The sequence below is a fragment of the Devosia sp. P1_H9 genome, assembly GCF_056405135.1.
Genome location: NZ_JBFUCQ010000004.1, coordinates 24,919 through 44,431, shown reverse-complemented (window position 1 = coordinate 44,431; position 19,513 = coordinate 24,919). Strand labels below are relative to the sequence as shown.

At 65.8% G+C, this 19,513-nt stretch carries 20 protein-coding genes; 13 read left to right on the top strand and 7 right to left on the bottom strand.

Features of this window, described 5'->3' with window-relative positions; genetic code table 11:
• Nucleotides 1–45: 45 nt before the first annotated feature.
• The 5 genes from AC1DYL_RS08675 to AC1DYL_RS08655 all read left to right on the top strand — a co-directional run bounded on the left by AC1DYL_RS08675 (nt 46) and on the right by AC1DYL_RS08655 (nt 5,648).
• The gene (locus AC1DYL_RS08675; protein WP_477148077.1) at nt 46–843 is read left to right on the top strand and encodes an ATP-binding cassette domain-containing protein; all 798 of its coding nucleotides are present in this window, start codon (nt 46–48) and stop codon (nt 841–843) included.
• Nucleotides 844–856: 13 nt separating this feature from the next.
• Nucleotides 857–1,873 (top strand): ABC transporter permease, encoded by a 1,017-nt coding sequence (locus AC1DYL_RS08670; protein ID WP_477148076.1) that lies wholly within the window; start codon nt 857–859, stop codon nt 1,871–1,873.
• A 182-nt stretch (nt 1,874–2,055) separates the two neighbouring features.
• Nucleotides 2,056–3,009, top strand: a complete 954-nt coding sequence (locus AC1DYL_RS08665; protein WP_477148075.1) for a sugar-binding protein — start codon at nt 2,056–2,058, stop codon at nt 3,007–3,009.
• Between the two features lie 88 nt (nt 3,010–3,097).
• Complete coding sequence (locus tag AC1DYL_RS08660) at nt 3,098–4,639, top strand: sugar ABC transporter ATP-binding protein (protein WP_477172832.1); 1,542 nt, start codon at nt 3,098–3,100, stop codon at nt 4,637–4,639.
• A 10-nt stretch (nt 4,640–4,649) separates the two neighbouring features.
• On the top strand, nt 4,650–5,648 hold the full coding sequence (locus AC1DYL_RS08655; RefSeq protein ID WP_477172831.1) for an ABC transporter permease: 999 nt from the start codon (nt 4,650–4,652) through the stop codon (nt 5,646–5,648).
• Here the strand turns inward: AC1DYL_RS08655 and AC1DYL_RS08650 are convergent, their stop codons facing one another.
• The 6 genes from AC1DYL_RS08650 to AC1DYL_RS08625 are packed head-to-tail and all read right to left on the bottom strand — an operon-like array spanning nt 5,649 to nt 10,599.
• Entirely contained in the window at nt 5,649–6,401 is a 753-nt protein-coding gene (locus AC1DYL_RS08650) for an SDR family NAD(P)-dependent oxidoreductase (protein WP_477172830.1), read from the bottom strand. It lies immediately after the preceding gene.
• Nucleotides 6,398–7,210, bottom strand: a complete 813-nt coding sequence (locus tag AC1DYL_RS08645; RefSeq protein WP_477172829.1) for an SDR family NAD(P)-dependent oxidoreductase — start codon at nt 7,208–7,210, stop codon at nt 6,398–6,400. Before AC1DYL_RS08645 ends, AC1DYL_RS08650 begins: the two co-directional genes overlap by 4 nt.
• Nucleotides 7,207–8,025, bottom strand: a complete 819-nt coding sequence (locus AC1DYL_RS08640; RefSeq protein WP_477172828.1) for a sugar phosphate isomerase/epimerase family protein — start codon at nt 8,023–8,025, stop codon at nt 7,207–7,209. The genes AC1DYL_RS08645 and AC1DYL_RS08640 overlap by 4 nt, the downstream gene beginning before the upstream one ends.
• A complete protein-coding gene (locus AC1DYL_RS08635) occupies nt 8,022–9,071 on the bottom strand; it encodes a Gfo/Idh/MocA family protein (protein WP_477172827.1) in 1,050 nt (349 codons plus the stop codon). The genes AC1DYL_RS08640 and AC1DYL_RS08635 overlap by 4 nt, the downstream gene beginning before the upstream one ends.
• A 23-nt stretch (nt 9,072–9,094) precedes the next feature.
• Entirely contained in the window at nt 9,095–9,877 is a 783-nt protein-coding gene (locus AC1DYL_RS08630) for an acetoacetate decarboxylase family protein (RefSeq protein WP_477172826.1), read from the bottom strand.
• Complete coding sequence (locus AC1DYL_RS08625; RefSeq protein ID WP_477172825.1) at nt 9,874–10,599, bottom strand: FadR/GntR family transcriptional regulator; 726 nt, start codon at nt 10,597–10,599, stop codon at nt 9,874–9,876. Before AC1DYL_RS08625 ends, AC1DYL_RS08630 begins: the two co-directional genes overlap by 4 nt.
• 156 nt (nt 10,600–10,755) lie before the next feature.
• Here AC1DYL_RS08625 and AC1DYL_RS08620 point away from each other — a divergent pair, with 156 nt between their 5' ends.
• Nucleotides 10,756–11,883, top strand: a complete 1,128-nt coding sequence (locus AC1DYL_RS08620) for a mandelate racemase/muconate lactonizing enzyme family protein (protein WP_477172824.1) — start codon at nt 10,756–10,758, stop codon at nt 11,881–11,883.
• On the opposite strand, the gene AC1DYL_RS08615 is transcribed toward AC1DYL_RS08620, so the two are convergent.
• Nucleotides 11,870–12,550, bottom strand: coding sequence for an SGNH/GDSL hydrolase family protein (locus AC1DYL_RS08615; protein WP_477172823.1), 681 nt, complete (start codon nt 12,548–12,550; stop codon nt 11,870–11,872). The genes AC1DYL_RS08620 and AC1DYL_RS08615 overlap by 14 nt on opposite strands.
• A gap of 153 nt (nt 12,551–12,703) precedes the next feature.
• Between AC1DYL_RS08615 and AC1DYL_RS08610 the strand changes: the two genes are divergently transcribed.
• From AC1DYL_RS08610 to rhmD, 7 genes are read left to right on the top strand one after another with little or no spacing between them, the layout of a single operon-like run.
• Nucleotides 12,704–13,888 carry a sugar ABC transporter substrate-binding protein gene (locus tag AC1DYL_RS08610; protein WP_477172822.1) on the top strand — a complete coding sequence of 395 codons (1,185 nt, stop codon included), beginning with the start codon at nt 12,704–12,706 and terminating at the stop codon, nt 13,886–13,888.
• Nucleotides 13,889–13,948: 60 nt separating this feature from the next.
• The gene (locus AC1DYL_RS08605) at nt 13,949–15,463 is read left to right on the top strand and encodes a sugar ABC transporter ATP-binding protein (protein WP_477172821.1); all 1,515 of its coding nucleotides are present in this window, start codon (nt 13,949–13,951) and stop codon (nt 15,461–15,463) included.
• A 9-nt stretch (nt 15,464–15,472) separates the two neighbouring features.
• Nucleotides 15,473–16,465: an ABC transporter permease gene (locus tag AC1DYL_RS08600; protein WP_477172820.1), complete on the top strand. Its 993-nt coding sequence runs from the start codon at nt 15,473–15,475 to the stop codon at nt 16,463–16,465.
• Entirely contained in the window at nt 16,465–17,190 is a 726-nt protein-coding gene (locus AC1DYL_RS08595; RefSeq protein WP_477172819.1) for a FadR/GntR family transcriptional regulator, read from the top strand. The genes AC1DYL_RS08600 and AC1DYL_RS08595 overlap by 1 nt, the downstream gene beginning before the upstream one ends.
• A complete protein-coding gene (locus AC1DYL_RS08590; protein ID WP_477172818.1) occupies nt 17,190–17,972 on the top strand; it encodes an SDR family NAD(P)-dependent oxidoreductase in 783 nt (260 codons plus the stop codon). The genes AC1DYL_RS08595 and AC1DYL_RS08590 overlap by 1 nt, the downstream gene beginning before the upstream one ends.
• A 9-nt stretch (nt 17,973–17,981) precedes the next feature.
• The gene (rhaM, locus tag AC1DYL_RS08585) at nt 17,982–18,299 is read left to right on the top strand and encodes an L-rhamnose mutarotase (protein WP_477172817.1); all 318 of its coding nucleotides are present in this window, start codon (nt 17,982–17,984) and stop codon (nt 18,297–18,299) included.
• Nucleotides 18,300–18,322: 23 nt separating this feature from the next.
• Complete coding sequence (rhmD, locus tag AC1DYL_RS08580; RefSeq protein WP_477172816.1) at nt 18,323–19,501, top strand: L-rhamnonate dehydratase; 1,179 nt, start codon at nt 18,323–18,325, stop codon at nt 19,499–19,501.
• Nucleotides 19,502–19,513: the final 12 nt, after the last annotated feature.

Genomic DNA, 19,513 nt, shown 5'->3' with positions numbered 1-19,513 from the left:
ACATCTGCGGGAGGGCAAAGCCTTCCAGCCTTGGGAGGGGCAACGATGGCGGTTCTCGAGCTGGCGAACATCGCCAAGCACTACGGTGCTATCACTGCGCTGACCGATATCTCGCTGACACTAAACGCCGGCGAAGTGGTTGGGCTGGTGGGCGATAACGGCGCCGGCAAGACCACTTTGGTCAAGATCATCGCCGGCAATTTCCATCCATCGGAAGGCAGCATCAGCCTCGATGGACACGTGGTGCAGTTGCACGGCCCGAAGGACGCGCGCTCCAAGGGCATCGAGATCGTCTACCAGGACCTGGCGCTCGCAGATAACCTCACCGCCGCCGCCAACATCTTCCTCGGCCGCGAGCTGACGACCATCTCGCGGACTCCGGCGGAGGCCGAACTGCCGTTCTGGCAGCGCCGCCGCGGCTGGCGGTTGTTCATGCCGGAAATCCTGGACTACCGCGGCATGTACAAGAAGGCCGGCGAGTTGTTCGCCGAGCTGAAGTCGGAAACCCGGCCGCGCGACCTGGTGCGCCGAATGTCGGGCGGCCAGCGGCAGGCGGTGGCCATCGCCCGCACGCGGCTCTCCAACCCCAAGATTGTCTTGATGGACGAGCCGACAGCAGCGATCAGCGTGCGGCAGGTGGCCGAGGTGCTGAACCTCATCCGCCGGCTCAAGGAGCAGGGCATCGCGGTGGTCCTGATCAGCCACCGTATTCCCGACGTCTTCGCCGTCTGCGATCGCTTGGTGGTGCTGCGGCGCGGCCGCAAGGTCGCCGACAAGCGGGTTGCCGATTCCTCGCCCGAGGAAGTGACCGGGTTGATCACCGGCGCGCTGCAGAGCGCTTGAGGAGCTTGCCGACATGACGACCGACACTTCCCTCAGGGACGCCATCGACCAGCAAACGCACCAGGGCTTCCTGCCCTGGCTCATCAGCCGGCAAATCTTCTGGATTCTGCTCGCGGTGGTCATCGCCATCATCGCCATGATGCTGCTGACCAAGACCTTCGCGACGCCGCAGAACCTGTTCAACGTCACCCGCAATTTTGCCTTCGTCGGCATTGTCGGGCTCGGCATGACCGCGGTGATCGTCACCGGAGGCATCGATTTGTCCGTCGGCGCCACGGTGCTGATCTCGGCCATGGTGACGACGCTGATCATGCACGCGGGCCTGCCGATCACTCTGGCATTGCCAGCGGCAATCGGGGCTTCGCTGCTGGTTGGCCTCATCAACGGCATGCTCATCGCGGTCGCCGGCATGCCAGCGTTCGTGGTGACGCTTGGCATGATGTCGGTCGCCCGCTCGATCGGCATGGTGATGTCGAACAATGCACTGATTTACGAGTTCGGCCCGGATCAACCGATTCTCTTCGCCATCGGCGGCGGCTCGGTGATCGTCGGTGGCTTGCCGATCCCGAACCCGCTCATCGTCATGGTCATCCTGGCCTTGATCACCGGCTTCGCGCTGCGCTGGACCCGCTGGGGCCGGCACCTCTACGCCATCGGCGGCAACGAGAAAGCCGCAGTCCTCACCGGTGTGCCGGTGAAGGCGGTGAAGGTCTCGGTCTACATGTTCGTCGCCTTCTGCGCCGGCATTACCGGCTTCCTCGAAACTGGCTGGCTGGGTTCGGTGACCACCGGGCTCGGCACCGGGCTCGAACTCACGGTCATTGCTGCGGCGGTCATCGGCGGCGCCAATCTCGCCGGCGGCTCCGGTACGGCGCTTGGCGCCGTGGTCGGCGCGGCGCTCATTGAAATCATCCGCAATTCGCTGACGCTGCTCGGCATCAGCACGTTCTGGCAGGGGACGTTCGTAGGGGCGTTCATTGTGCTCGCCGTCGCCTTCGACCGGCTGCGCAACAAGGAAATCGGGGAGTAACCCCGCGACACGGAATTCCCGCCGCCGGTCGCGGCGGCGGGATGGCACCGTCTCTCTTGGTGCCGGGTTGAGATACGTACCTCAGCTTCGACGGAAGCGGACACGACCCGGAACAGGGCCGGGGAGAGAGGGGTGCGAGACGAAGCCAATGGTGCCGCCGTCACGGCGGCCAGGGAGGAATGATGAAGAGCCTAGTCAGTATCGCGGCCATCGTTGCCGCTGGTTTCATGCTCGTCGGCGGCGCTGTCGCCCAAGAGAAGCAGCAGCTCGCCTTCGTCGTGAATGCCTCGTCGGACTTCTGGAAGCTGGCGGAAGCCGGCGTGAAGAAGGCGCAGGCGGAACTACCCAACTACGAACTGCAGTTCCGCTATCCCGCCCAGGGCACGGCGGCGTTGCAGAACGCGCTGATGGATGACCTCGTGGCCGCCGGCACCGATGCCATCATGATCTCGTCGGCCGATCCGAAGAACTCGATCGACGCGTTCAACCGCATCGCGGCGCAGGTGCCGCTGTTCACCACCGACTCCGATGCTCCGGCATCGAACCGCATCGCTTATCTCGGGTCGTCCAACACCCTGGCTGGCGTCCAGGCTGGCGAGGAAATGGTCAAGGCTATGGCCGGCAAGGAAGGCAAGTGCATGGGCTTTGTCGGCTTCCTCGGGGCCGATAATGCCGTCGAGCGCATCGCCGGTTTCCGCCAGGCGATCGAAGGCAAGGGCATCGAGCTGGTCGACGTACGCGGCGACGACGTGGACTTCACCAAGGCCCGCACCAATGTCGACGACGTGCTGGTGGCCAACCCCGAGATCAACTGCATGGTCGGGTTCTATTCGTATAACCCGCCCAAGATCTACGAGGCGCTGCAGGCCGCCGGCAAGCTCGGCGCGATCACCGTGGTGGCGTTTGACGAAGACCCGGTGACGCTGGGCGCAGTGAAGGAAGGCTCGTTCGCCGCCACCGTGGTGCAGCAGCCGTTCGAGTGGGGCTACCAGGGCATGAAGCTGATGGCCAAGTACCTCGAGGGCGACAAGTCGGGCATCCCGGCTGACGGCCTGATCATCGTGCCGACGGCCGTGATCAACAAGGACAATGTCGACGCGTTCTCGGCCGACCTGAAGGCCAAGATCGCCGGCTGATAGTAGACGGCACGGCGCGGGCGGCAGGGGGCTGTCGTCCGCGCCGCGCTATTGGTAGCGTTCGGGCGGGAACGCGCGGGGAGGTGCGATGCTCGATAGCCGCGATCATGAAGCGCCGGTGCGGCCCTTCCTGAAGCTCTCAGCCGTTCGCAAGACTTATCCGGGTGTCGTGGCGCTCAGCGGTTTCGACATGGTGGTCGCGCCGGGTGAAGTCATCGGCCTCGTCGGCGAGAACGGCGCCGGCAAATCGACGCTGATGAAGATCCTCGGCGGCGTCACCGCGCCGGATAGCGGTACCATCGAAATCGATGGCGCGCCCTATGCGGGCCTCAGCGTCGGCGGCTCGATGAAGGCGGGGATCGCCTTCGTCCACCAGGAACTCAACCTGTTCGACAATCTCGACGTCGCCGCCAACGTCTATATCGGGCGCGAACCGCGTCGCGGCGGGGTGCTGAACCTCGTCGACGAAAAGCAGATGCGCGCCGATGTGCTGCCCTATCTCAAGCGGCTCGGCGCGAACTTCTTGCCCAATACGCCGGTGGCAAAGCTGTCGTTGGCGCAGCAGCAAATGGTGGAGATCGCCAAGGCGCTGTCGGTCAACGCGCGCCTCGTCATCCTCGACGAGCCGACCTCGTCGCTGCCGCTGGCCGAAACCGACAAGCTGCTCGAGGTGATCGCCGGGCTCAAGGCCGAAGGCATCGCGGTGATCTTCATCTCGCACCGGCTGCACGAGATCGAACGCGCCTGCGATCGAGTGCTGGTGCTGCGCGATGGCGTGCTGGTGGGCGAGCTGCCGAAGGCCGAGATCGACCACGACCGCTTGGTCAAGCTGATGATCGGCCGCGACCTCAAGGTCGCCTACGCCGCTCCGAAGCTGGGCAAAGGCGATGTCGTGCTTGCCGCCCGCGGCATTCGCACCGCAACCTACCCAACCCACGAGATCAACATCGAACTGCATGCGGGGGAAATCCTCGGCCTCGCCGGTCTCGTCGGCTCCGGCCGCACCGAACTGGCGCGCGCGTTGTTCGGGGTGGATCATCGCTATGGCGGTGCCATCACCCTCAATGGCCAGCCGATCACGTTGCGGAACGCCTCGGACGCAGTGGCGCGCGGCATCTTCCTCATCCCCGAGGATCGCAAGGGCGAGGGCATCCTGCTCGACATGTCGATCGCCGAGAATATCAGCCTGCCCAACCTCACGGTCTATGCGCCCAGTGGACTGGTGTCTCCGGCGCTGGAGCGGGCGCAGGCTGAACTCAGCCGCACCGAACTCGGAATCAAGGCGCCGACGGTCACTACCCGCACAGGCAGCCTCTCCGGCGGCAACCAGCAGAAGGTGGTGCTGGCCAAGTGGCTGGCGATGCAGCCCAAGGTGCTGATCTTCGACGAGCCGACGCGCGGCATCGATGTCGGCGCCAAGGCGGAGATTTACCGGCTGATGCGCGGGCTCGCTGACGCCGGCGTCGCGGTGCTGATGATCTCGTCAGACATGGAAGAAGTGATCGGGGTGTCGGACCGGATCGCGGTGATGCATGAGGGCCGGATTTCCGGCCTCATCGACCGTGCCGATTTCAGCGAAGAGAACGTGTTGCGGCTCGCCGTCGGCAAGCCGTTGGCCAGGGCCGGGTGAGGACAAGCGCATGAACAAGAAGGATCTCGGTCTCCTGGTCCTCATCGTCGTCGTTGGACTCGGGGTCTATCTCAAGAACCCGCTGTTCCTGTCGCCGAACAACCTCGCCAACACCGCCAATCTGATCGGCCTCTTCGGCCTGTTCGCCATCGGGCAGGGCTTCGTCATCATCACCGGGGGCATCGAGCTGTCGGCCGGCTCGATGATCGCGCTGCTCGGCGTGCTGTTCGTCGATCTGGTCGGCGCCAAGGGCGTGCCCTGGCCCATCGCCGCGGCTATCGTGATCGTCCTCGGCCTGGCGCTGGGGCTGGCGCACGGGCTCCTCATCACCAAGCTGAAGATGCAGCCATTCGTGGTGACGCTCTGCGGCCTCCTGATCTACCGCGGCGTGGCGCGCGGCTATACCGCCGACGCCACTGCCGGCTTCCCGTTCGGCAGCGAGTATCCGGGCCTCGATTTCTTCGTCGCGCGCATCGGCGGCATTCCGGTTTCGGTCTACGTCCTCGCCGTCGTCGCGGTGATCGCCTGGTTCACGCTGCACCGCTCGGTGTTCGGACGCTACCTCTTCGCTATCGGAAAGAACGAGGAAGCGGCGCGCTTCTCGGGCATCCGCACCGATGTGGTGGTCACCTCGGCTTATGTGATCTGCGCCGGGCTGACGGCGCTCGCGGCGATCTTTTTCGCCATGTACACCCGCTCGGTGCAGCCCTCGTCGCAGGGCAATTTCTACGAGCTCTACGCCATCGCGGCGGCGGTGCTGGGCGGCTTCTCGCTGCGCGGCGGCGAGGGTTCGATCGTCGGGGTGATCCTCGGCACGATCCTGCTGCAGGAGTTGCAGAACCTCGTGAACCTCCTCGGAATTCCCTCGTCGCTCAACTTCGCGGTGATGGGCGGGGTGATCCTAATCGGCGTCCTGGTCGACCAGCAATGGGGCGCCTTCCGGGCGCGCCGGCGCATCGCCGAGGCGGCACGCAGCAGCGAGGAGTTGGCGGTCAAGCCCGGCGAGTGATCAGCCCTCGACCCGGGCCAGCAGGCCTTCCTGGCGGATATCGACATACTGCCCGGCGAGGTCGTCCGCCGCGCCGCTCGCCAGCCAGGCGATGACCTTGGCCGGCCGCTCCGGCGGCTGCAGGTTCTCGCGCGGCACGTCGGAGATCTGGTTGATCTTGGCCGCACGGATCGAGGCCTGCATGTCGGTGTCGACGAGGCCCGGTGCGAAGGCGAAACCACGGAGCCCGATATCGGCACCCTCGAGTTCGATCGACCGGGTCAGCATCAGCAGTGCCGACTTGCCTGCGCAGTACGCGGCCCAACCGGTCATGGCGTGGTTCGCCGCGCCGCTCACCACATTGATGACGCGAGCCCCCTTGAGCGATGGCCACAGTGCGGCGACCAGTGCTGCGGGGCCGCTGACGTTGATCGTAAGGGACTGGTCGAAGGCCAGCGGGTCGAGTTCGCTGAGCTTCGCCATTGGGGCGATAGTCGCGGCATTGTTGACGAGGATATCGATGCGGCCGTGCAGCGCGAGGGCTGCCGCGGCACGCGCGGGGATGGTGGCGAGGTCGGAAACGTCGAGCGCGAAGTCTGTCGCCGTGCCACCCTTGGCGATGACCGCTGCGACGACGTCGCCACAGTCGCCGGCCTTACGACCGGTGGCGATGATGGTTGCGCCGAGTTCTGCCAGCGCCAGCACCGAAGCAGCACCGAGCCCGGCGCGGGCACCGGTCACCAGCGCGACCTTGCCCTGCAGCGATCCGCTCATTTGGCTGGGCCTCGCTGTGCTGCATCGCGGACCGAGTCGGCGCTTGGCGTCGAGGCATAGGCCTGGAAACCGCCGGTGATGTTGATCAGTTCGCCGGTGACGAAGCTGGTGTCCGGCCCCATAAGCCAGGCGACGCCGCCGGCCACATCCTCGGGGGTGCACCAGCGATGCAGCGGGATGGTGGCGACTACGTCGGCCTCGAAATCGCCCCAGCTCTTGCCGAGCTTTTTGGCCTTGGCGCGGAACGCCTTCTCCATCCCGGTGCCGGGTCCGACATGGCCGGGCGCAATGGCGTTCACCCGCACGCCGCTCGAGGCCATCTCGATGGCGAGGCACTGGGTCAGGCCCCAGATGGCGTTCTTCGAGGCGAGATAGGCTGACGAGAACGGGTTGCCGAAGCCGAGCTTGGTGATGATGTTGACGATCTGGCCGCTCTGCTGCGCCGCCATGATCCGGGCCGCCTCGCGGCACATCAGGAAGGTGCCGCGGCTGTTGACCGAGAAGATCCGGTCCCAGTCCTCGACCGCGGTCTCCACCACCAGCGCCTGCATGTGGATGCCGGCATTGTTGACGACCCCGAACAGCCCGCCGTGGCGCTCGGCCACCGCCTTCACCCCGGCAACGACTGAAGCCTCGTCGCCGATATCGATGATCTCGATGTCGCAGCCGATCGCCCTGGCAGCGCTCTCGGCGATGGTGCCATCGCGGTCGGCGATGACCACCCGGTGGTGGTCTGCGACCAGTCGTTTGGCGATGGCCCGGCCGATGCCGCCGCCTCCGCCGGTGACGATAATGGCTCCAGCGCTCATCGGGCACTCCACGCGCGGAACAGGTCGCGCAGCTTCACGGTCTCGGTCAGCACGTCATCGTGCAGCGTATCGAAATAGCCCTGGTGCACGACCTCGGCGGCGATCCAACCATCGTAGCCGGCATCACGTAGTGTCGCGAACATGGCGGGGAAGTTGAGCGTACCCTGGTCGAGCTTCGCCTGCAGCGCACCCGGCCTCGCCTGTCGCAGATGGACGTGGCCGGCCCAGCGGGCGAGCGCATCGATCTCGTCCTGCCGGTAGCCGGCGACGGCGAAATGCGCGTAGTCGAGCGCCAGCTTCACCCCGACCGCGCGCTCGCACAGCTCGGCGGTGATGGCGGGGCTTTCGAGGTACGAGTGGACGTGCGGTTCGACGCAGACGGTCACGCCCGTCTTCGCCGCGAGATCGAGCAGCGGCTTCAGTGACTCGACGGTCTCGGTCAGTGCATGTGCCCGGCTCTGCGCACCATTGATCACGCCGGGCAGGATGAACACCGTGGGCGATCCAGCCGCTGCGCAGAACTTCAGCACGGCAGCAAAATCGGCAGTGTTCGCAGCGCGGTTCGCCGGGTCGGCGAGGTTGCGGTCGGCGACCGAGTTGCCGAACAGGTGGTAGAGGTTCGACACCGGTAGCGGCAGGCGCCTTCGCACCTCGTCGGCATAGGCCTCGGGCGCTGCTAGCAATCGCGTCCGGTCGAGCGCCGAGCGATAGAAGTAGCCGACATCGACGCCTTCGAGGCCGAGCACCCTCGCCAGCCCGCCGACCTCGTCCAGTGTCAGCTCGGGGAACGACCAGCTCGTGACGCTCAGCTTCACAGCACATCCTCCATGCGCCCCGATTTGGCCGAGCGGTACATGGCGTCGAGCAGCACGCTGGAGCGCATGCCGACGACACCGTCGGCCGGGTTCGGCACCTTCTCGCCGCGTGCCAGGTCGACCAGGAGGGTGATCGGCGCGACCTGCTCGTAGGCGCCGGCATCGGGGCCGAGGTCGGCGATGTGGGTCTTGCCGTCGTGGCGGATCACCTCGACACGGGCCCGTTCGATGTCGAACAGCATCATGCCTTCGGTGCCGAAGATGCGGATGTCGATCTGGTAGCCGCGCGACTTCGGCACCGTCGCCGACCCCGACAGCGCCATGGTCGCGCCGTTGGCGAATTCGACCACCGCTGCGTCGTAGAAATCGACGCCGGCCGGCGACAGCCCGGTCTTCGCGAACACCCGCGCCGGATCGAGATCGACGATGCGGAACAGCGCGCCGAGGCCGTGGGTCAGCTGGCCCCAGCCATAGCCGCCGGATTTCTTCGGGTCGGCCCAGGTGGAAACCGGCGGACGGAACAGGTGCTCCTTGGTCTCGATCATCGGCTCGCCGCCGAACAGGTCGGCAAGCGCCGAGGCCATCTGCGCCACCATGTGGCGGACCTCGCCGACCCAGCCGTCGGCGACCAGCTGGTGCGCAGTCTCGACGATCGGGCGGAAGTTCCAGCCGTAGGGCAGGATGATCTGGGTGTTGTTGGCGTTGGCCGTCGCCAGCAGCGCGCGGGCGTCGGCGGCGCTGGTCGCCATCGGCTTTTCGATCAGCGTCGGCAAGCCGCGCGACAGCGCCAGCTGCGCGTGCTCGGCGTGGAGGACGTGCGGCGAGGCCACCACGACGCCGTGGAGCGTCTCCTTCGCCAGCATCTCCGCGGCGTCGTGATAGGGCTTCACGCCGGGGAAGCTCGCGACCACCTTCTCCATGCCCTCGGCATCGGGGCGGTTCACCGCGACGATCCCGACATGCGGGTTGTCGCGCAACGCGGGGATGTGGCTGAGGGTCGCCCACCAGCCGGCGCCGATGACGCCGATATTGACCTTGTCGTTCAAGCTACCCTCCCATGGCCGGCGCTTCAGGCGCTCTTCGCCAAATAGTCATGGATGATCTCGCCGGTGACGAGCGTGAAATCGGCGCGCCAGTAGAAGGCCTCGAGCGGCTCGACCACCGGCAGGCGGAACACCGGCGCCTGGGCGTTGGGCCGCAGCTCCACCGTCGCCGGGCCGCGCCAGCATTCGTGCACCTTCACATCCGTGAGCTTGCGCGAGGTGATCTGCCGGATCGCCGGGGTGCCGTCGATGTGGTTGATCGCCTTGAGGTTCAGGTTGGTGCCGAAGTCGAAATGCGCCCGCATCAGCGCCGGATCGACCGCCTGCTGCTTGTAGGGCGTCGTCACGGTGATGACGTCGATGCCGTTGCGTTCGACCCCGCCGACCATCAGGTCGCCGCGGAACTCGAGGAACGGGTTGGCGAGCTTCTTGGGCTGGCCATGCACCTCGCGGCCGTGCGCGACGCCGCCATCCGAGGCGAGGAACAGATAGGGCGAATAGGCGCCGGAACGGCCGTTCGGCAGCCTGGCGCCGAACATCACGTTGGCCTCGTGGTAGGGGCCGATCCAGCTGGTGTCGTTCATCTTGTAGATATGGACGCAGACCACGTCGCCTGTAGCCTCCACCGGCGGCGGAGCGAGGAACTGCATCGCCTTGGGGTCGGTGCGCCAGAACACCGTCAGCACTTCGGCATTGCGGAAGGTGAAGGGGAAGGGCGGGATGAATGGCGCGTCCCACGGGGTGGAGAAGCCGCCCGCGAGGATGTCGGCCTCGGTGACCTTGTCGAGGCCCCAGCGTCTTTCGGTCATTGGTTCTTTGCCTTCATCGACGCCTCGGTGGATTGCAGCACGTGGTCCATGTGGGTGATCATCGCCTGCCGCGCCGCCGCAGCATCGCGCCGCCGGATCGCCGCGACAATGATGCGATGGTCGGCAATGGAGGTAGAAATGACGTTGGGTGTTTCCGACGCGGTCTTGCGAAACTCCTGGCCGAGCACGTTGAGGCTCTGCGCCGCCCGCGACAGGAACTCGTTGCCGGAGAGGTCGCCCAGCCGGAGGTGGAACGCCGCGTCGACATCGCGATAGCGCGCCGGCTCGAGCTTCGCCTCCTCCTGCGCCGCGATCAGGGCATCGAGTTCATCGAAGGCCGCCTCGTCGCCGCGCGCTGCGGCCAGCGCCGCAATCTCACCCTCGATCAGCCGGCGCGCTTCGTAGAGCTTTTCGACCTCGGAAGCGCGCAGCGTCAGGAAAAAGGTCAGCGGCGCCAATAGGTCCGAGGCTTCGAGCTGCGAGACAAAGACGCCGCCGCCATGCCGCACTTCGATTACACCGAGCACCGCCAGGGCGCGCAGCGCCTCACGCAGCGTCGGCCGCGACACATCGAAGGTTTCGGCGAGCTTCCGCTCGGGGGGCAGCTGGTCGCCGGGCTTCAGATTACCGGTGGTGACGAGGCCGAGCAGGCGCGCCACCAACATCTCGGTCAGCCCCGAGCGCCGCAAGGGCACTTCGCCGCTGAGATCGCTGACTGGCACTGGTTTCGCTCCCGTTTTGCGCACGCGGCTTCTAGGTAGTCTTGTCGAAAGTGGCCAAGTGGTCTGACCATTTCTTGACCTAGCAGCGGTGCCGGTGCTAGTCAACGCCACGCAATGCCGAGGCCGGCCAACGGGTCGTCGAGGGAGGATGCCGCCATGCGCGTGGGCCAGATCCAGAGCCACGTGATCCGCTATGCCGACACCAACGACCACGGAAACCTGCGCCAGACGGTGCTGGTGCGGGTCGAGACGGTGGACGGCGTGGTCGGCTGGGGCGAGGGCATCGCCATGTGGCCCGAGGCCTGTTGGGCCACCAAGACCCTGATCGACACCGGCTTCGGCCCGCTGCTCAAGGATGCCGGTGAGATTACCGTGGCCGAGGCCTGGGACAAGATGCGCGCCCATGCCTGGTGGTACGGCGAGGGCGGCATCGCGTGCTTCGCCTACTCGGCGCTCGACATGGCGCTGTGGGACATCGAGGGGAAGCTGCAGGGCAAGCCGCTCTACGAACTGCTCGGCGGCAAGGTGCACGACAGCCTCCCCGCCTATTCCTCCAGCCACGTCAACAAGGCGACCCGGGCGCTCTGCGTCGAGGAAATCGTCGGCTTCAAGGCCGAGGGCTATCGCGGGGCCAAGCTCGGCTTCGGCAAGCGGGGCCTCTCCAATATCGGACAGGACCCGGACAACGACGTCGCCTTCGTCCGCGAGTTGCGTGAGGCGCTGGGCGACGATTTCGAGATCATCGTCGATATCGGCAACGGGGTGAAATGGGACCGCGACACCGGCATCGCAACGACACGCCGGATGGCCGAGTGCGATATCGGGTGGATCGAGGAGCCGTTCTACCCGACCCGCATCGATGACTACCGGGCGCTGAAGCAGGCGCTGCCCAATATGCCGATCGGCACCGGCGAGCGCGAGTTCACCGTCACCGGCTACCGGCGGCTGATCGAGACCGGCACCGTCGACGTGCTCGGCGTCGATCCGTCGCGCGCCGAGGGGGTTACGGGGTTTTCGAAGATCGACAAGCTCTGCGGCACGGCTGGCATCACTATCAACGCCCACGCCTGGAGCACGGCAATCCTCAGCGCGGCGAGCCTCCATCTGTCGATCGCCTCCCCCAATGCGCGGCTATTTGAGTTCAAGCCCATCCCGGTGGTGGTGCAGACCGACCTCGTCGACCAGCCGATCCGCCAGCAGGATGGGCTCGCCTTTGCTCCGATCCGCCCCGGCCTCGGCATCGAGGTGGACGAGCAGGTGGTGAAGGCCCTTAGCCTTGGCTAGGCGCGAACTCCAGGATGCGGCGAACCTCCCCGGCCAGCGCCAGGCCGAGCGTCTGGTGCGCGCTCGCATCGAGATGGATGCCGTCATCATCGCTCGAAGAGATGACGCTGCCCGCATCGAAGAAGTGCACGTCGTAAGCTCGGGCGACGCGGGCGTACTCGGCGGCGAAGTTCTGCGACTTGGGGCTGCCGCCTTCGAACATCTCGGTGAGCCAGGTGAGCTTTGCCAACGGCGCGGGCGACACCAGCAGCACTTCTGGCGGCAGGCCTTCCGGCCCGGCGGTCGAGCGGCGCACCATGTCAGCGAGTTTGCCCGCGCCGTCGGCGATGTCGCCGGTAGTCATCGACAGCCGCGCCTTCAGGTCGTTGGTGCCCAGCATGATGATCACCAGGTCGAGCGGCATGTGGGTGATCAGCGAAACGGGCAGATAGCGCTCACCGTTGCGGATCTTGCCCTCGATCGGGTCATCGACGCAGGTGGTGCGGCCGTTGAGCCCTTCCTCGAACACATTCACGCCCACCCCGAGCGCCGCCTGCATGATGCGGGTCCAGCGCTGAGTGACGCCGAAGCGTCCACCGGCGCCGCGGTAGGGCTGGGGCACGGCGCCCCAGGTGTTGGAATCGCCATAAGCCAGCACCGACAGCGGTGCGGACGCCTGATCTGCCATTCGAACCTCCCGTTTTCAGCAGGGGTACGGTCGGGAGCAGCGATCGGTCAACGAGCAATTGGTCTGACCAAATAGCCATTGCGCCCCAAAATCGGACGCGATATGAGTCCGGATAATTGGACTGACCAATTGTCCAAGAATGGGAGAGAGAACATGCGACTGAAGAGCTTGCGCCTGGCGGCGATCGCCGGGCTGACGGCGGCGCTTATGTCGGGCGCCGCTTACGCCGAGGATTTCCACGGCTTCGACCCCGCCAATTTCGACGGCAACGCGCTCAGCGCCGACCAGTTGGCCGCCATGGTGGTCGACGCTATCGCCGCCCACGCGCCCCGCAACGGCCAGAAGCTGACCATCGGCTTTGCCAACCTGCAGCGCGACATCTCGTTCTGCCTCAAGGTGGAGCAGGGCATCGTCGCCAATGCCGAAGCCGCCGGCATCGACCTGCAGATCACCGACAACCGGCTCGATGGCGCCACGGCGCTCGCCAACGCCGAGAGCTACCTGCAGCGCAACGTCGACTTCGTGATCGAATTCCAGACCGATGCGAATTTCGGCGCGACGATCATGCAGAAGATGAACGACGCGCAGACCAAGGTCATCGCCATCGACATCCCGATGCCGGGCGCCACCTTCTTCGGCGCCAACAACCCGAAGTCGGGCTTCATGGGCGGCGCCTACCTCGGCCAGGCGGCAATCCAGAAGTTCGGCGCAGACAAGGTCAAGACTGGCTATCTGGTGGTCGGCGAGTTGCCGCAGTCGGGCGCGGTACCGGCCATGCGTACCAACGGCCAGGTGGCCGGCTTCAAGGGCGCGGTCGGTGAGTTCCCTGATGCGCAGATTATCAAGATCGATACCAAGAACACGCTCGAAGAAAGCTTCACCCAGATGAACAACGTCATCGGGCGCATCCCCGAAGGCGTGCCGATCATGGTGACGGCGATCAACGACCAGGCGTCGAGCGGCATGCTGCGTGCCGTCAAGCAGGCGGGCCGCGAGGCCGACCTCATCGTCGTGGGCATGGGCGCCGACGAAATCCAGACGATGATCGACGAGCCGGCCTTCGTCGCCTCGGTGGGCTATTTCCCCGAGCGCTACGGCAACTTCCTCGTGCCGCTGACGCTGATGGAACTCGCCGGCAAGGAAGTCCCGGACACCGTGCTGATGACCCACTACATGGTCACCGACGGCAATGTCTGTGAGTACTACAAGGACTTCGCCTGTGCGACGCCCGATGCGATCACCTTCGAGCTGCCCGAGGCCGCCTACAAGGCGCACCTCGAAGAGATCCGCAAGCTCCCCGAGCTGCAGGACTCGCTCAACCTGATCCCGACCAACTGACCCTGATCCGGGGCGGTGGCAGCGGCCATCGTCCCGGTCCTTTCTGGTAGGTTACTAGGCATGTCCAGCACTCCCCGGCTTTCGATGCGCGGCATCGACAAGTCCTTCGGCGGCGTCCCGGTGCTCACGAACGTCGACCTGGCGCTCGACGTCGGCGAGGTCGTCGCGCTGCTCGGCTCGAACGGCGCCGGCAAGTCGACGCTGGTGAAGATCCTGACCGGGCTCTACACGCGCGACGCCGGCATCGTCGAAGTCGACGGGCAGGCGGTGGTGTTCCACCAGCCGGCCGACGCCATCCATGCCGGCGTGAAACTCCTGCCGCAGGAAATCTCGGTCATGCCCGATCTCAGCGTCGGCGAGAACATCCTCCTCGGCGATATCCCGATGAAGCCGGGCCTCATCTTCAAGCAGGTCGACTACAAGACCATCCACGTCCGCGCCACCGAGCTGCTCGCCCAACTGGGCTTCGAGAAGCTCGACACGCGGCAGGACGTGAAGCGCCTTTCCGTCGCCGAGCAGCGCATCGTCGAGATCGCCCGCGCCATTGCCGGGCAGGCGCGCATCCTGATCATGGACGAGCCGACCGCCGCGCTCACCGAGCAAGAAGCCGAATTGCTGTTCGCCATCATCCGCCGGCTCAAGGAGCAGCGCGTCTCGGTGGTCTACATCTCCCATTACATGAGCGAGGTGTTCGAGATTTCCGACCGCATCGTGGTGCTGCGCGACGGGCGCAACGCCGGCGATTTCATCACGGCGAACACCAGCAAGGCCGAAGTGCTGGCCGCCATGCTTGGCGCCACAGCCGGCGATCTCTATCCGGTCGACGCGCCGCCCCCGCCGGGCACCGACGTGCTGAAGGTCGATGGCTTCAACGTGCGCGGCAAGATCGCCGACGTGAGCTTCGCCGTCCGCTCGGGCGAGATCCTCGGCATCTTCGGCCTCGTCGGGTCCGGCGTCGAGGTGCTGGGCCGCGCGCTCTATGGCGCGGTCCATAGTGAGCGCGGCGCCAGCGTCACCCTCGATGGCCGCCCCTATCGGCCGTCGACGCCACAGAACGGCAAGGAGGCCGGCATCGGCTTCGTCGCTGCCGAGCGCAAGAAGGAAGGCATCATCGCCGACCTCACGGTGCGCGAGAATATCGCGCTGCCGTTCCAGAACCGCTTCACCCGCGGCCTGTTCGTCTCGACCGAAGCCGAATCCGGCCACGCCCAGAACTGGATCCGCGATCTCGGCATCCGCACCCGCGGGCCGGAGCAGAAGCTCCGTACGCTCTCGGGCGGCAACCAGCAGAAGGTCTGCCTCGCCCGCTGGCTGGTCGATGGCGTGAAGCTCTTGATCCTCGAGGAGCCGACGCGCGGCGTCGATATCGGCGCCCGCCGTGAGATTTACGGCAAGCTCCGCGAGCTGACCGCCAAGGGCTATGCGGTGATCATCCTCTCGTCCGACGTCGAGGAAGTCGCAGGCATCTCCGACCGCTCGCTGGTGCTCGATCGCGGCCGCATCGTCCAGGAATTCCCGCGCGGGGTCACCCCCGCTGCGCTAATGGCCGCCACGGCCGAAACCCAAACTGCCTGAAGGATCGTCATGGCCACCACCGTCGAGACCGCTAGCCCATCCCTCAAGCGCCGCTTCATGGAGCTCTTGGCGAAGCCGTGGTCGGGCGTCGCCATGCTGCTGGTGTTCTACCTGATCCTGATCGCGGTGTTTTCGATCCTGTCGCCGTTCTTCTTCAACGCGCGCAACATGCTGCAGATCGGGCTGAACGTCGCCTATATCGGGCTGATGGCGGCTGCCGGCACGCCTCTGATCATCGCCGGCGGGCTCGACCTCTCGGTCGCGGCCATCGCCGGCCTCACTGGGGTGATGATCTCGCTGCTGGTCGGCCTTGGCGTGCCGGTCTGGGTGGCGGTCGGCCTGGCGCTGGCGCTGGCTGCGGCTATCGGCGTAGTCAATGGGCTGTTCACCACCCGGCTGAAGCTCAATCCGCTGATCACCACGCTGGGCATGATGAGCATCGTTTCGGGCATCGCGCTGGTGCTGACCGGTGGCCTCACCCGGCCGCTGATGATCCCCGGTTTCAACTGGATCGGCAGCGACCGCCTGTTCGCCATCCCGATCCCACTGATCATCATGGTGATCACGTTCTTCGCCCTCTGGCTGGTGATGACCAGGACCAAGTTCGGCCGCTTCATCTACGCGGCTGGCGGCAACGCCGAGGCCTCGCGGCTGATCGGCATCCCGGTCGAGCGCACGGTGATCGTGCTTTACGTCATCTCGGCGCTGGCCGGCGCCGTCGCCGGCACCATCCTCGGCGCCATGCTCGGCGCCGCCGGTCCGAATGCCGCGGGCTCGCAGCTGCTCACCGTGATCGCCGCCATCATTCTCGGCGGCACCAGCCTCAATGGTGGGCGTGGCAGCGTCTGGGGTACGCTCCTGGCGGTGCTGATTTTGGGCACACTCAACAATGGCTTGACCCTGCTCAACGTATCGAGCTTCTGGCAGGATGTGACGCGCGGCGTCGTCCTGATGCTCGCGGTGAGTCTGGATCAGTTGCGCAATCGCGCCCTGGGTGAATGATGATCGCAGTCGAGGCCTACGCCCCGATAGAACGGAGCAGCTCCGTCGCCGAGCAGGTGGCCAAGCGCCTGCTCGAGATGGTGCGGACCAAGAGCCTGAAGCCGGGCGACCAGTTGCCACCGGAGCGCGAGCTCGCGACCTATATGCAGGTCAGCCGGCCGAGCCTCCGCGAAGCGCTGCGGGGGCTGCAGATCCTCGGCGTCCTGAAGATGCGGCAGGGCGGCGGCATCTATGTCACCGGGCTCGAGGCGTCCGACCTGCTGGGCCCGCTGCAGTTCCTCATCACCCTCGATAGCAAGAACCTCGGCTCGCTCTACGAGAGCCGGCACATGATCGACGGTTCGATCGCCCGGATGGCCACCGGGCTCATCACCGACGCGCAGATCGCCAAGCTTCACAAGCTGGTCGAGGCGCAGACGCACCTGACCAACGATTCCCTCGGCTTCCGGCTCGCCGACACCGAGTTCCACGAGACCATCGCGGCCGCCACCGGCAACACCTTCCTCGTCACCATCTCGCACTCACTCTACGTGCTGGGGATGGAATACCGGCGCATCGCCGCGGAGACGCCGAACGTGCTTGAACGCTCGCTGGCGGAGCACAAGGTGATCGTTGCGGCGCTCGAAGCCCGCGATGCCGACGCGGCGGAAGCAGCGATGCAGGCGCACCTGCTCAGCGTGCACCGCTCGACCCTCGAAGTGATGCAGGCGAAAGGCGCGGACTGATGCTGCTCGAAGGCAAGCGCGCCATCGTCACCGGCGGCTCCCGCGGCATCGGCCGGGGCATTTCGGTCGAGCTTGCCCGGCAGGGCGCCGATGTGGTGATCAACTATTTCGCCGGCGCCGACCACGGCTTCGCTCGCGATTCCGCACATGACGAGACGGTCGCCGAGATCGAGGCACTGGGCCGTCGCGCCATCGCCGTCGAAGGCGATATCGCCGATCCGCAGGTCAGCACCGACCTGGTGCAGGCGGCGGTCGATGCGTTTGGCGGGGTCGACATCCTTGCCTCCAACGCCGGCATCTGCCCGTTCCACTCCTTTCTCGACATGCCGCCGGCGCTGTTGCAGCAGGTGGTCGGGGTCAACCTCAGCGGCGCGTTCTTCGCCGTGCAGGCGGCGGCCAACCGGATGAAGGACCAGGGCACGGGCGGCGCGATCGTCGCCACCTCGTCCATTTCTGCTTTGGTCGGCGGCGCCATGCAGACGCACTACACGCCCACCAAGGCGGGCGTTCATTCGCTGATGCAGTCGGTCGCCATTGCGCTCGGGCCCTACGGCATCCGCTGCAATTCGGTGATGCCGGGCGCCATCGCCACCGACATCAACAAGGACGACTGGTCCGACCCCAAGAAGCGCGAGTACCTCAACAACCGCATCCCGCTCGGCCGTTTCGGCGAGCCCGAGGATGTGGCCAAGGTCGTCGCCTTCCTCGCCTCCGACATGGCCTCCTACGTCACCGGCGCGGCGCTGCTGGTCGATGGCGGGCTCTACGTCAACCTGCAATAGGAGAACCCGATGTCCGAGCGCATCGCCTTCCGCATGAAGGTGCATCCCGGCAAGATTGCTGAGTACAAGAAACGGCACGACGAGATCTGGCCCGAGCTCAGCCAGGCGCTGCGTGACGCCGGCGTCTCCGACTATTCGATCTGGCATGACCCCGAGACCAACGAGCTGTTCGCGACGCTGGTCCGCACCGCCGATCACACCATGGCCGATCTCCCCAAAACCGAGATCAACAAGCGCTGGTGGAAGTTCATGGACGACATCATGGACTACAACGACGACGGCACGCCGCACGTCGTGAACCTAAACCAGGTCTTCCATCTCCCCTGACTCCGACTGATCGGCCCGTCCCCATGTCCGACTTCACCATCAAGGCCTTGCGCGTTTCGCTCGTCGAGAGCGAGGGGGATGGCGGCGACTATTTCCAGCAGGGCCGCGGCCACTGGCTGATCGATACGCTGATCGCCAACCCGATGTCGGGCTACGCGCAGTACAAGGCATCGCGTCAGTCGTGGGGCATCGGCGTGATGGGCTCGATCGTCGTCGAGATCGAGAGCGAAAGCGGTGTCACCGGCGTCGCCACCGGCTTTGGCGGCTATCCGGCGGCTTGGCTGGTCACCAACCACTTCAGCCGCTTCCTCGTCGGCGAAGACGCGCGCAACACCTCGAAGATCTGGGACCAGATGTTCCGCGCCTCGATGCCCTATGGCCGCAAGGGCATGCCGATCGCCACCATCTCAGTGGTCGACTTGGCGCTATGGGACCTCATCGGCAAGCTCCGCGGCGAGCCGGTCTACAACCTGATCGGCGGCAAATGCCACGACGAGATCAGCTTTTACTGCACCGGCCCCGCGCCCGATGCGGTGAAGGCGCTCGGCTTCTGGGGCGCCAAGGTGCCGCTGCCCTACAGCCATTTCGACGGCGAAGATGGGCTGATCAAAAACATCGAGTTCCTCACCGCGCATCGCGAAGCGGTGGGGCCGGACTACCCGCTGATGGTCGATTGCTACATGGCGCTGACCGTCCCCTACGCCATCCGCCTCGCCGAAAGGACCAAGCACCTCAACATCTACTGGTGGGAAGAGGTGCTGCACCCCGATGACATCGAGGGGTTCCGGCTGCTGAAGCAGGCGCACCCGACGATCAAGTGGACCACCGGCGAGCACGAATACACCCGCTACGGTTTCCGCCGCCTGATCGAGGAGCGCACCATCGACGTGCTGCAGCCCGATGTGATGTGGGTGGGCGGGCTCACGGCGCTCTTACAGATCGCGGCACAAGCGGCCGCCTACGACATCCCGGTGATTCCGCACGGCTCGGGGCCGTACTCGTACCAGTTCATTGCCAGCCAGCCGTCGCAGTCGCTGTGCGAGTATGTGGCGGCCAGTCCGGATGGGCGGTCGATCCGTCCGATCTTCGGCAAGCTGTTCACCGGTGAAGACCTGCCGCAGAACGGTCGACTAAAGGTCAGTAGCGCGCCGGGCTTCGGCATGGAAATAGCTGATCGTAGCCTGCTTAAGCCATTCGCCTGACCCAGGAAGAAA